Source organism: Acidaminococcus sp. AM05-11 (assembly GCF_003472805.1).
Classification (GTDB): domain Bacteria; phylum Bacillota; class Negativicutes; order Acidaminococcales; family Acidaminococcaceae; genus Acidaminococcus; species Acidaminococcus hominis.
Map to the genome: position 1 here is coordinate 17,170 of NZ_QRMX01000021.1, position 13,499 is coordinate 30,668.

Sequence of the window (13,499 nt, forward strand, 5' to 3'; positions counted from 1 at the left end):
TAATCTCCTTATATATACAATATAAAATTTTTTTGATATTTTTTAAATACCAAAAATCCTATAAATAAACTTGCCAAAGAAAACAATATACAAGCAAAATGTATAATCGGAGAGGGCAAAGCATTATCAATCAAAGTAGATCTAAAATAGAAAATATAATCATACATGGGATTTAGAATAAGATAATGTTTCACGCTTTCTGGAATCACACTCTCAGGATAAAAAATTGGGGTTGCATAAGATAAAATAGTAAGTATCACACCGTAAAGATATATTACATCTCTAAAATATAAAGCAGCTACAGATAAAAAAAGTCCCACTCCTAAAGAAAAAATCAATACATAAATTAATGGAAGGAAAGCAAAAAAAGCATAAACGCCTAAATGCATTCCTGTTGCAGCAATAACAATAAATAAAGCTAATAGTGAAAATATCATGGTCACAAACGAAGAGATAATTCTAGATATAGGAAAAATATATTTTGGCAAATATACCTTCTTAATCAATCCTGCATTTGCTATTACTGAAGTCATTGCCATATTTGTCGATTCTGCAAAAAAATTAAAGAGCAATTGGCCAGTCAACAAATACACTGGATAATTAGGAATATCAAATCTAAAAAAGGAAGAAAAAACTATAGTCAAAACGGTCATCATCATCAGGGGATTCAATAAACTCCATAGATATCCAAGAACAGATCTACGATATTTTATTTTTAAATCCTTCACAACGAGTTCCTTCATAAGCCATTTATACTTAATACAATTAAGCCAAAATGAGTTCATATTTCCAACTCTCCATTAACGTTATCCAATTTATTTGCCAACTAATAATTATGGATAAACTTTCTACAATAAATAGGAAAATCCAAAAAATATAATGGGTAATTCTTCATTCAAACACAAACGTTTCTTTTATCCCCAGCCACTGCTGGTCCTTCTCGCTTAAATTCAGCGGCGTGCCATCTTCCAGAGTATACCCTGCTCCGCTGGCACTGCCGGGATAGCTGCCCTGCACTTCCGGCCATTGGATGCCAATTGCCGGGTCATTCCAGGCCATGCCTCCCTCATCATTGGGATGCCAGAAGTCGTTGACCTTGTAGCAGAATTCTGCCTCGTCGCTGAGCACTAGGAACCCATGGGCGAAGCCTTCCGGAATCAGGAATTGCTTTTTGTTTTCCGCTGTCAGTTCCAGCCCATACCAGCTTCCATAGGTAGCAGAATTGGCCCGCAGGTCCACAGCCACGTCAAACACCCGGCCCCGAACCACCCGGACCAGCTTGCACTGGGGATAGTGCTTTTGAAAATGGAGTCCCCGCAGCACCCCTTTGGTGGACATGCTTTGGTTATCCTGGACGAAATTGATGTGAAACCCGGCTTCTTCCATATCCCGCTGGTTATACGTTTCCATAAAATACCCCCGGGCGTCCCCATGAACCGCCGGTTCAATTACACACAGCCCTTGAATTCCGTGAATATCTTTTGTTACATGAATTTGTCCCATTATTCCTTCTCCTCGTTCTTCCAAAGTGCGATATAGCGGCTGAGAGCATCCTGCCAGGTGGGCATAGGCTCAATGCCGCAGGCAGACAGCTTGCTGGTATCCAATCGGGAGTTAAAAGGCCGTTGCGCCTTGGAAATCCCGTATTCTGCCGTGGTGACGGGCAGTACACTCACGCCATACCCCGCCTGGCGGAAAATCTCACAGGCAAAGTCGTACCAGGAAATATACCCGCCGGAATTGGTCACATGGTAATAACCATAGTTTTCACTTTCCAGCAACTCTGCCAGCACTCGGGCTACATCCGGGGTATAGGTGGGCGTTCCCACCTGGTCGCAGACCACCCGCAGCTGACTGTGGGTCTTCCTCAGTTTCAGCATGGTTTTCACAAAGTTATTGCCGTTGGGGCCAAATACCCAGGCAATCCGCACAATATAGAACCGGTCCAGGTTTGCCCGGACCGCCTGCTCCCCGGCCAGTTTAGACGCTCCATATACATTTAACGGGTGGTAATTCTGGTCATCCGGCTGCCAGGGCACTGTCCCCTGGCCGTCAAACACATAATCCGTGCTGATGTATACCATTTTAGCACCAATTTGGGCACAGGTCTTTGCCAAATATTCCGTGGCCCGGGCATTTACTGCCCAGACCTTTTCTTGATTTTCCGGTTCCTCTGCCGCATCCACCGCCGTCCAGGCGGCACAGTGCAGCAGAACCTCAGGGTGCACCCGGGTAAGGACTTCTTCTACTTTTTCTTCATTAGTAATATCCAATACCTCATAGGGCAGCTGGTTGAGCGGCCCGGGCTTCCCGGTATACACGGGCTTACTTCCGCTGAGGATCACCTGGTGTCCCCGCTGCAGCAGCTCCAGGGCTGCTGCATATCCCAGCTGGCCGTTCACCCCTGTCACAAAGATTTTCATGGCAGCCTCCTAACGGTTTCCGTACATCTTCTGGTAATAATTCTGGTACTCTCCGGACACAATGTCCTGCCACCAACTCTTATGGCTCAGGTACCAGTCAATGGTCTTTTTGATGCCCACCGCAAAGGTGGTTTCCGGCAGCCACCCCAGTTCCTGATGAATCTTGGTGGGGTCAATGGCATACCGTCTGTCGTGGCCCTTCCGGTCCGTTACATGGGCAATCAGGCTCTCCGGCTTGCCCAGTTCCTGGCAAATCAGCTTCACGATATCAATATTCCGCATTTCGTTGTGGCCGCCTACATTGTAGACTTCCCCTACCCTGCCCTTGCGCAGAATCAGGTCGATGGCCTTGCAGTGGTCCTCCACATACAGCCAGTCCCGGACATTTAACCCATCCCCGTACACCGGCAGGGGCTCACCGTCTAACGCATGGATAATCATTAAGGGAATCAATTTTTCGGGGAAATGGTAGGGGCCGTAGTTGTTGGAACACCGGGAAATGGTTACCGGCAGCCCGTAGGTCCGGTGGTACGCCATCACCAGCAGATCCGCCCCCGCCTTGGAACTGCTGTAGGGGCTGGAAGTATGCAGGGGTGTTTCTTCTGTGAAAAACAAATCCGGACGGTCCAGGGGCAAGTCCCCATACACCTCATCCGTGGATACCTGGTGATACCGTTTGATGCCGTATTTCCGGCAGGCATCCATCAGCACCGAAGTGCCAATAATATTGGTCTCCAGGAAAATTTCCGGATTCTCAATGGACCGGTCCACATGACTTTCTGCCGCAAAGTTTACCACCATATCCGGGTGCTCCTGGGCAAACAGGGCGTCAATCCCCTGCCGATTGCAAATATCTAACTTGTGGAACTGCAGCCGGGGATTGTCTAAGATATCCGCCAAGGTGGACAGATTGCCGGCGTAGGTCAGCTTGTCCACACAAATCAGAGTATCTTCCGGATGTTTTTTCAGCATATAGTGGAGAAAGTTCCCTCCAATAAAACCGGCTCCGCCGGTTACAAGAATTTTCATACCCTCTCACTCCTGATTCAGTAAAATCCGGCCGTCCACAACCTTTTGCAGATATTGGCCGTAGGGGGATTTTCCGTATTGTTTGGCACTTTCCGCTAGAGAAGCCCGGTTAATCCAACCGTTGGTATAGGCAATTTCTTCCGGCATGGAAATGTGAATCCCAGAACGGGTTTCCACCGCCTTCACAAATTCACTAGCTGCAAACAGGGAATCCATGGTGCCCGTATCCAGCCAGGCATAGCCCCGGCCCAGGGTCACCACCTGAAGTTGCTGCTGTTCCAGGTACATTTTGTTCAAGTCCGTGATTTCCAGTTCCCCCCGGGCAGAGGGTTTCACCTGCTTGGCGTATTCACACACCTTGGCATCGTAGAAATACAGCCCCGTAACCGCATAATTGGATTTGGGCTGGGCCGGTTTTTCTTCAATGGAAATGGCTTTGCCTTGCTCATCAAATTCCACCACCCCAAACCGTTCCGGGTCGTCCACATAGTACCCAAACACCGTAGCCCCAGAGGATTTAACAGCAGCCTGTTTCAGATGCCGGGTCAGACCAGCGCCGTAGAAAATATTGTCCCCCAAAATCATGGCACAGGAATCCCCGTTAATAAACTCTTCTCCCAGGATAAAGGCCTGGGCCAAACCATCGGGAGAAGGCTGCACCTTATAGGACAGATGAATCCCGTACCGGGACCCATCCCCCAGCAGCCGCTCAAAGTTGGGCAGATCCGCCGGCGTAGAAATAATCAGAATATCCTGAATCCCTGCCAGCATCAGCGTGGACAAAGGATAAAAAATCATGGGTTTGTCATAAATGGGAAGCAGCTGCTTGGATGTTACCATAGTCAGCGGATACAACCGGGTTCCACTGCCCCCTGCTAAAATAATGCCTTTCACAAAATACCCTCCAAACATCTAATTTTTGTAATTTAGTTAACCTGAATTTTTAGTATGATAGCAATTAAATCTTTTAACAAATTTTTTATGGTTAAATTTACAGATTGATAGTATCTATAGTAGACAGGAAATAGTTTTATAACATTCCAAACATTTCTATCTTGCAAACAACGGAGCCGCGTAAACAAAAATTTTAAATATACTTGAACATCAATTGGATAGCTAGCCATATTAGTTCCATATCCATCTAACAGTTCTTTAAATACTCTAGATCTCCGTTGGATTTCAGTTACATGCAAGAGGGATTTTCTATAAACATTATTGATCCACAATCTAATTTTTTCCCAAAATTTTAAGGGCAATCCTCCCATTAAATTGTTTTCTTGCCTATATTGCATTAAACAACAATTCACAGGAATTATTTTACCATATATCAAAGCAACCAGTGCTAACCATTCATCATGATACGCTACTGAGCTAAAGGGTATTGCCTGATCATAAAGTTCCTTTTTTATAACACAGGCACTGCCTTGTACAACATTATGTAGTAGAAAAATATCAAAATTATTATCTAGAACTTTTTTATAATTAAAATGAAGAATCTTCCAAAATGAAGAATACAATTGATTTCTTTTCCCATCAACAAGAGAAACGTCATGAAAAGCTAAAATTGCTTTTTTATTCTGTTCAAGCACATTAGCCATAATTTCTATTTTATCCGGAAGCCAAATATCATCCTGATCACTAAGAAATATTAAATCTCCTCTGCATAATCCAATGGTCTTTTCGAAGTTTTTCCGGAACCCTAGAGTTTTAGAATTACAAACAACCATATACTTTATTGAAGATCTAGATAAAACTTGTTTAACAATAGCAACAGTATTGTCTGTTGAGCCATCGTCACAAACAATAATTTCATCCGGTTTGCGTGTTTGCTTTAGAATGCTTTCTAATTGCTCTTTTATATGGTTACAGCCATTATATGTACACATTGCTACGGAAACCACAATTTTTCTCCCATTTCACATTTACACTTTGGCGCTATTATTACCTAATCGAGTACTTGCCAAGTTTATGTAAAAAATAATCTCTAATTCCTTGATAAATATAATATAGCTTTCTTATTTTATCTGGCTCTCCCAGGATAATTTTTGCTAACCAAATAAGCAAAAACTTATATTCTCTCATTTTCAATTCGGGGAACTTATGACAAACATATAATTTATTACGGTAAATGTAATATTGTCGACGATAGTTCTCATTTAATGTTGTAAAATGAAAGCAAAATAAATTCACGTGTAATATATTACCTATATTATGCAATAAAATTCTCTTTTGGTATTTTAACAGAGTATAGCCTTTCCGATTACAACGATAGCAGAATTCATGATCGACTTCATCTATAAAAAGATTCTCATCAAATCCCCCACACACTATCGCTATTTTCACCTGAATAATATTGCCTGAGGTAATACATTTTTCGACTGGTTTAAAAATACAATTTTCGATATTATCGTTCTCATCATATATAGGACATATCCCGTAGACATTAGAATCTAATTTATCTAGACAAGAAATATAATTTTGAAAGGAATTAGGAAGAAATCGGGAATCTTGATCCATAGTCAGCAGCCACTGATAGTGGTCTTTTGTTAAATGTAGTGCTTCATTTAAAGAATATGCAATCCCTTATTATCTTTATGGGGAATATAAGTAGTTGGCTGTTTAGAAAACAGATTACTGATCATCTGTATGTTTGTATAACTTGAATTATCAATAACATATAAATGATCTAAATATGGTGCATATGATTCAATATTTTGAACAACAGAATCATCTGGATTATATAATATAACAACTCCAGCTATAGAAGATACCATAATCACCTTCTCAAAGTATAATTAGTCCTAAAGAATTAATTACCTTACCCTATTGAGCGATACGTCTTAAGCAAACTTACAACTTTTTCAAAAAGAATATTTGGCAAATATCTTCCTATTATTTCAAACAATGTTACGTTTTTATTTAAATTGATATATTTTAAGAGTACAAAAATACTTAATATGTCTTTTCCTCGAAAATAGCAAATTCTCGCATTACTCCATAAAATAGCCTCTTTTAGTGCCTTATAATTACAAGCTAATCTTTTATCAATTTCTCTGATTTGCATATTATAGTGAACGATATATTTATTATAATAATCGTTTTTAGTCTTTATCCCATTTAACATTCCTGTTTGATTATTACCATGAATACGATATTTTATCAGCGATTTCCTTAAAATTTCCAATTTTCCATAAAAAGCTGCATTTAACGCAAGCCACCAGTCATGTACTGTAAATTGGGGAAAAGGAAGGGTGGATTTTGCAAAATCAGTTTTGACTAACGTTGTACAACCTGTCACAAAATTTTTCGTCAATAGATAAGCAAATTGATTAGGTCCTTCATAAAACACTTGCCGTGGCCGTACTTTAGTAATTGAATCGGCAACAACATTGCTATTTGCATCAATAACATACGTGTCAGTACAAACAAGATCAGCGTTCTTTTCTTGAGCTTCTTTCACTAAGATTCCTATTTTTTCAGGCAACCAAATATCATCTTGATCGCAATACGCTATATATTCTGTCGTAATCAATCTAGTTAACTGCTCAAAAGCCCCATTTGAGCCTAAATTTTCTTTACCCTTTATCACTCTAAAAGGAAACTTAGTAATAAGTTCAGCGAAAAGCTCTTCATGATTGTCGTCAGTGGGGCAATCATTCCAAACAATTAAGTTAAGATTGGGATAATCCAGCTTATTTAAGGAGATTAATTGTTCTCGCAGCCACGTAATATTAGGTTTATACATTGCCATAGCTATAGTTACTGATGGAGTTGACAAAATTCATCCCCCTTTATAATTTTATATTTAAAGTCCATTTATAAGCTCAAATACCCAAATTTGTACCCAGCAAACTTAGCTACATTTCTAAGAAATGCCAAAGGGATGAGTATAGAGCATCCATTATCATTCAGGTATTTGACTTCAGCTAAAACATATTTTAAACCTTCCCCTTCCGCCTTTCCAAACTTCTCCAGCAGCCAGTGCTGCTGCTTATGAAGTTTGCCTGTTTCATAGTACCGGGCAAATTCTTCAGCAAGGGTAAAGCTATGGGCATGATACACAAGAGCATTGGCACAGTAGGCAGTTTTGTACCCCGCCAATAGCAGTTTAGCTGCGGCAATAGTATCCTCCCCATAGCGCAGTTCAGTTCCAAAATTTCCAACCTGAAGCAACGTATTCTTCCGATAGGCCGCAAAAGAATCCGATAAAAAGGCCGTTTTGATGCCTTTTACTTCCCTGTCTTTTAACTCATTCACGAAACTGCAGGGGCCATAATTATAACTACGGGCAAAAGCTCCAAATACTGAAGTGTTTTCCGTAGGCAATTGTCTGCCATACGCAGCCCCCACTTTTTCGTCCCGAAAAGCAAGCACTAATTCTCTCACAGCATTTTCATTGGCCAGAACAGCATCTTGAGTCAGAAACACGACGATATCAGCATCCAGTCGCTCCACCATCATAGCCCTAGTTCCGCCATGAGAAAAATTTTTCTGAAAAATGACTTGAACATCAAAGCCCGCTTTTCTAGCCAATTCAGCGGTCTGATCAGTAGAACACGAATCTACTACTAGAACATCATCCGGTAATAATCCATTTTGCATAAGAACAGCCTTTATGAAATTATGAAATTGAGCACCGGCGTTATATGTTGGTACTGCGATTTTGACTGACAGTTCCTCTACATGCATAAGTAATTCCTTTTCCATATTAATTGAGCTCATATACTGATATCAAATGAAAATTTGAACATTTATCTGAACCCATATTTTTTTCATAAATTTATGTTATTTTCGGTACCAATAAGACACTCTGTCTAAGGGGGCGACCGTTTTGGGAGACTATCCTACGCCACCAAACTCAAGCTCATTCTATATTCCATCGTACTCATTCCACCAGGAGATAAGGGGGTGCGGACAAAAATTTATCCTATCATAAACCAATAGTTATTTTATTCCGCTTTCACACAGTATTTCAAACCATAAAACAACAATGGGCACCAAGCAATGAAGAATCTTTCTTCTTTTTTGTTTGTCTTTTATATAATACCCCATTTTCCTGGAATTATAAAGAACACATAGGTATTTTTAGCAAGGATTGGTAGAATTTATTGCGTTTTACATTGCCCAGAGACGGTAAGCTTATTCTCCGAATCCAATTGTATTATAAATTGCAGGGGTATCCTCTTAACCACCCTATCTTCCGTCCGTTTGTATAAGCCTAACATAAGCTTTCTGCAAAAACGGCAAACATCATAGTGCCGCAAAAAATTTTACAGTTCCAATATAAATGCCGTTCCGAGGCCGGACTCCATTAGGAATCCGGCCTCAGTAGCTGTTTAAAATTATAATTTATATTCATACAATAATTATAAAATCACAAAATAGCCCAGACCCCGAATCCCCCACGAATCCGGTGTCTGGGCTTGCATTTTTCTTTTCAGCAATGGGTGTGGTATACCATCTAGAGCTGAAGCTGACCAAGCTCCAGCTTTATTTTTGTTCTTTCTTCGAAGGACGCCGGATCGACCAAAATCCAGCTATAGTTTTTCCCTCTTTACAGATTAGGGCTTGCAGATTTCCCGTCACCGTAAAGTTTTTCTGCTCCAAAAGCTGTGACAGGCTTTTGGCACAGCAAGTTATTTTTGTTGTTATCATCACTCCTTGCTATCCCCGGGTTCCCTTCAAGCCAGGGCAGCGTATGCTTCCTGTATTCCCCCACTTCTTTGTTCTGCAAGGCAAAGAAGCAGGAAAATACAGTCAGCATAGCTTTAGTGGAGCTGCCGTGGCTCAAACGTTCTCAGGAATTGACGCCCTTAATTCATAACTTATTCAGGCTGTTGGCTTCCAGGTCTTGCTTAGCATGGAAGAGCAGTCAGCATCAGCGCCAAAAGCCTTACAGCCTTGGGCCTCACCTCCTTTAGGGTGCTAATTATCTATATTTCTCAAAGCGTCAGCCTTGCGGCTGTGCTCTGGCTGGCAGAGTTCAGCCTTCCATTTTAGAGACATATTCAAATGCAGAGGCAATTTCAGGTCCAACTTCAGCTTTAAATCCAGCTTCGCTGCCTACTTCAGTACTCTTGGCTATTTCTTCCCGTCTGAGTTCCAGGGCTTTTTCCCAGTAGGCGTCCATGACTTCCATCACCCGATGCCACAGGGGCGGAAAGGAGTCCATTCCTTCCAGCACTTTGGGATTCTGATTGTCCACTTCTATGGTCAGTTTCCAATTTTGGTGTGATTCTTGGGGTTTGGGGTTGAGTGCGAAATAACAGGCGGACCAGTCATGGATATACGCTTTATAAAATAAGGTTTCCAGCAGTGCCTGCCATTCCTCTTGCTTCATAAAATAAGCGGTATTTTTGCTCCGTTCCCATTGGTCATTTTCGTCTGGCAGATAGTGATTCAAGCCATCTAGATACGAGGTTACCAGGGCTCCGGAATCGGTCCTTTTGATAATCAGGGTCATATAGACTTCTCCGGAGTAGCCAAAGGTATAGGTAATTTGGTTGGTGTGGTGCATATAATCCACCATTCTCTTTTCCGGATCCCTGCCAAATTCATTTTCGCAGTACCAGCAAAAACCACTGCCGACCGCACTAATATTAAATTCAAAATCTGGCCTCCACTACACCCTGCGGACCGCACGACCAAAAATCCGGTACAGAGTTTTCTGCAGCAAAAATTCATCCTGCTCCTAAATTCTTTAGCAGGATGAATTTTCCGTAGTTCCTTCTCAAAACCCGGTACCAACATAGCCACTGTCGACCGCGCTAATATTAAATTCAAAATCCGGCCTCCACTACACCCTTGCGGACCGCACTGTGACAACGTGGACCGTGTCAACAATTACCTTGAGAAGCCTTTTCTCAGCGTGAGATGCTGCTGCGTTATACAGCTGCTTCTGGTTTCATAGAACCTGGTGTGTTCTCCGCCAGCGTAGGACCAATCGGCCCGATTCCCGCATCACCTGCGGTATCATAGGTTAAATTCAATTTTTTAGAAATTTCTTGGCCCTTGCCAAAATATTGATTGCCGCATTGGTATCTCTATCCAGATTTTCTGTATGGCAATGAGGACAGGTCCAATTTCTGATGGAAAGATTTTTCACCTTATAATTGATATACCCACAGACATGGCAAATCTGGCTAGAAGGAAAATACGTAGGGATTTTGATGATTTTTGTGCCATGCATAGCACCTTTATACTCCAACTGCCAAAAAAATTCGCGCCAGGACACGTCTGCTATAGCTTTTGCAAGGGTATGAAGCGTCATCATATTCTTGATTTTCAAGTATTCGACCGCAATCAATTCATTTTCCCGCACAAGCTGAATGGATTGTTTATGCAAAAAATCTTTCCGGGCATTGGTAATCTTTTCATGGATCCGCGCCAATCTCTGATATCGTTTCTTCCAATTCCGTGAATTAATGGTAGTACGTGACAAACGGCTCTGCTCTCGGGCAATCTGTTTTTGGTACTTCTTAAGAATGTGAGGATTGGCTGTGCTGTCACCATTGCTATCGGTATAGAAATCTTCAAGGCCCACGTCAATACCCACTTCGCCACCCCGATTGCTTCTCTGCAGTAATTCTCTTTCCTGCTCCACACATAAGGACACAAAATACTTTCCAGTGGCCGTTTTCTGGATGGTGGCAAAACAAATACGGCCCTCAAAGCTGCGATGCAGTTTAATACGCATCAAACCCAACCGGGGCAGCCTTAATTTTCCGTCTACAATCCGGATACAATGATTCTGATTTCTCGTACGATACTTCTGTTTAGAACCTCGCTTTCCTTTCACTCGCGGATAATTAGCCCGTTTACGTAGAAAATTTTCAAAAGCAGTATCCAAATCCCGCAGGACTTCTTGCAGAGCCATGCTGTCAGCCTCTTTTAAAAAAGAAAATCGACTAGTTTTCTTTAACGCTGACAGTCTTCCTGCCATCTGAGTATAAGTCAAACGCTGGCGCTGTTTCTCCCAAAGTCTTTCACGCACTTCAAGAAAATAATTATAAACAGCGAAACAGCCGTTAATAGTTTGCTCAATAAGCTTTTGCTGTGCCTTATTTGGGTAGATACGGTATTTATAGCCACGATAGAAAGGTTTCTTATCGTCCTGCTTTGATGACAGGGTTTGATTGCTAAATTTGTTATCAGTAATGAGCGTAGGATTCATAATGGCACCTCTAGTACGATGAATAGTATATTTAGTGAGTGACAAAAAGAATTCAATATGAAGTTAGCTCCGCTGCAATGCTAGTGAATTGAGTATACCGTTCAGACAAATGTTTTGTCTAGAAAGAGATTTTATAAAATATTGTTTCTGTTAAATAAACGTGCAGGTACATGGTGTAGTACTGACCGTTCAACGTTCAATTTTACCCGTTTTTTCAACGATTACGATGCTGCCTCATTTCCCCGCCTTTCCGCCTCCTTTTCCTCACCACATTTTTTTCGCCACATTTTGCATTTTCGCAAGAAAATAATATAATTTTCGTGATTAAAAACGCGTAGAGAAACTTATTCCTCGCATGGTGTACTTTTTGTAATAAAATATCTGTTTATATGTTTTCATTGTTATCTCTATATCTTTTGCAGTTTCTGCACAACTATAGGTTCCACCTGGTTTTATCGACTGTTTCAGCCCTTCGAAGCATCCCCTCGCATCTGCCTTGATTTTGGCCTGTTTTTCTCCAATCGGCAAAAAAAGCGCCTTGTGTTTCACACTTGCGCATAGTAGGTTAACGAAATATTTTTCACGATGCATGGCCCTGCTAGCTATAATAAAATCCAGATAAATATAAATATGGGGTATATCCTAAAAGTACAAATAGCCCTATTACGCCCAAAATTAGTTCAGAAACGGTATTTTGTATACAGTCCATACACAGGGTCATGTTTCACACTTTTCCCCCGTTAAAAACGAAATTTGGCAAAATTTCCCTTTACTGGCAGCTAAATAGCCGCTAGAGCCCCTTGCCAGATTACCCATACCAGTGCGGCACAAGTCCAGGCAGAGCCTGTGCGCAAGGGCTTTCTGGGTAAGCAGCGTGGCGGTAAACGAATAAGAGCGATAGGATATATTAAAAGCCCTGTATCTATATTTACTTTATACTAAATAAATATAACACACCAAGCTTTTAGTTTTTTTAATCTAGTCTAATCTACTCTAGTCTAATCTAATCTCGGTTGCCAAATGGTTGTCACTTGGTTGTCAAAACGAATACTTGAAACATGTGCGGCAAGTGATAAATATCAATATATTTATATTTTTTAAGATCTACTGGACTTTTTTAAAAATATATGGTCATCTGGGCTCAAGCCCCTCTTGCCGCATTGCGGCATTTCCCCCAAAGGGAGAAAATCTGTCCCCTTTTGGGGCTAGTGCTCACCGCTAGGTAGTCCAACTACGGAAAATTTGCCTACAGGCAAATTTTTGCTGCAGAAAACTTGGTACCTGGATTTTTGGTCGTGCGGTCACCGGGGTGTAGTGTGATTTCTTTACGTCCATTGGACGGCAGGCACTTACGACCAGCTGTTTGACGATTACCATCTGCTGATTACCGGAGACGGTGCAATCTACTCATCCACAGACGACTGGACCCAGGTTCTGGCTCATACTTGGAACCGGAATACCGGTGCACTGGGAATTGCCCTGTGCTGTGCCTATGACGCCAGGATCTACGGGGATCTGTCCTTTGATTTGGGGACATTCCCACCCACCAAATTACAGGTGGAAAGCACCGCCCTGCTGCTGGCCCTGCTCTCCCGGAAGCTCGGTATCCCTATTGATGCGGGTCATATAATGACCCATGCCGAAGCTGCGGATTTGGACGGGTACGGCCCCTGGATGGCCGGCACCCCCCAGTTCGAGAAATGGGACCTGTACCAATTACAGGATTACGACGGGGTTTGGAAACCCGGCGGTGACGTACTCCGGGGCAAGGCCCTCTACTACACCCACTTTCTGCCTTTGCTATAAGGCTCAGACCCACATTTTGAATATACCGATACGATTTTGCCATGTGCACGGACTTTTTTTACCACTCT

12 protein-coding genes and 1 pseudogene are annotated in these 13,499 nt (G+C 41.9%); 1 reads left to right on the forward strand and 12 read right to left on the reverse strand.

The window, feature by feature from the left end; translation table 11 throughout:
- Positions 1 to 8: 8 nt before the first annotated feature.
- The 12 genes from DW089_RS08880 to DW089_RS08930 form a co-directional block, all read right to left on the reverse strand.
- Entirely contained in the window at positions 9 to 728 is a 720-nt protein-coding gene (locus DW089_RS08880) for an ABC transporter permease (protein ID WP_199614774.1), read from the reverse strand.
- A gap of 163 nt (positions 729 to 891) precedes the next feature.
- Positions 892 to 1,503: a dTDP-4-dehydrorhamnose 3,5-epimerase gene (rfbC, locus tag DW089_RS08885; protein WP_118287125.1), complete on the reverse strand. Its 612-nt coding sequence runs from the start codon at positions 1,501 to 1,503 to the stop codon at positions 892 to 894.
- Positions 1,503 to 2,423: a dTDP-4-dehydrorhamnose reductase gene (rfbD, locus tag DW089_RS08890; RefSeq protein ID WP_118287126.1), complete on the reverse strand. Its 921-nt coding sequence runs from the start codon at positions 2,421 to 2,423 to the stop codon at positions 1,503 to 1,505. The genes rfbC and rfbD overlap by 1 nt, the downstream gene beginning before the upstream one ends.
- 9 nt (positions 2,424 to 2,432) lie before the next feature.
- Complete coding sequence (gene rfbB / locus DW089_RS08895; protein WP_118287127.1) at positions 2,433 to 3,452, reverse strand: dTDP-glucose 4,6-dehydratase; 1,020 nt, start codon at positions 3,450 to 3,452, stop codon at positions 2,433 to 2,435.
- A gap of 6 nt (positions 3,453 to 3,458) precedes the next feature.
- A complete protein-coding gene (rfbA, locus tag DW089_RS08900; protein ID WP_118287128.1) occupies positions 3,459 to 4,346 on the reverse strand; it encodes a glucose-1-phosphate thymidylyltransferase RfbA in 888 nt (295 codons plus the stop codon).
- A gap of 32 nt (positions 4,347 to 4,378) precedes the next feature.
- Entirely contained in the window at positions 4,379 to 5,338 is a 960-nt protein-coding gene (locus tag DW089_RS08905) for a glycosyltransferase family 2 protein (protein WP_199614776.1), read from the reverse strand.
- A gap of 932 nt (positions 5,339 to 6,270) precedes the next feature.
- Entirely contained in the window at positions 6,271 to 7,230 is a 960-nt protein-coding gene (locus DW089_RS08910; protein ID WP_147351162.1) for a glycosyltransferase, read from the reverse strand.
- A 38-nt stretch (positions 7,231 to 7,268) separates the two neighbouring features.
- On the reverse strand, positions 7,269 to 8,159 hold the full coding sequence (locus tag DW089_RS08915; protein WP_158572353.1) for a glycosyltransferase family 2 protein: 891 nt from the start codon (positions 8,157 to 8,159) through the stop codon (positions 7,269 to 7,271).
- 847 nt (positions 8,160 to 9,006) lie between these two features.
- Complete coding sequence (locus DW089_RS11355; RefSeq protein WP_158572354.1) at positions 9,007 to 9,216, reverse strand: hypothetical protein; 210 nt, start codon at positions 9,214 to 9,216, stop codon at positions 9,007 to 9,009.
- A gap of 219 nt (positions 9,217 to 9,435) precedes the next feature.
- Complete coding sequence (locus DW089_RS08920) at positions 9,436 to 9,915, reverse strand: hypothetical protein (protein ID WP_147351163.1); 480 nt, start codon at positions 9,913 to 9,915, stop codon at positions 9,436 to 9,438.
- A gap of 522 nt (positions 9,916 to 10,437) precedes the next feature.
- Positions 10,438 to 11,625 carry an IS200/IS605 family element RNA-guided endonuclease TnpB gene (gene tnpB / locus DW089_RS08925; protein WP_199614778.1) on the reverse strand — a complete coding sequence of 396 codons (1,188 nt, stop codon included), beginning with the start codon at positions 11,623 to 11,625 and terminating at the stop codon, positions 10,438 to 10,440.
- Positions 11,626 to 11,949: 324 nt separating this feature from the next.
- The gene (locus DW089_RS08930) at positions 11,950 to 12,216 is read right to left on the reverse strand and encodes a hypothetical protein (RefSeq protein WP_118287133.1); all 267 of its coding nucleotides are present in this window, start codon (positions 12,214 to 12,216) and stop codon (positions 11,950 to 11,952) included.
- 747 nt (positions 12,217 to 12,963) lie between these two features.
- On the opposite strand from DW089_RS08930, the pseudogene DW089_RS08935 reads away from it, so the two are divergent.
- A pseudogene (locus tag DW089_RS08935) lies at positions 12,964 to 13,431 on the forward strand (N-acetylmuramoyl-L-alanine amidase); the annotation flags it as partial.
- Positions 13,432 to 13,499: the final 68 nt, after the last annotated feature.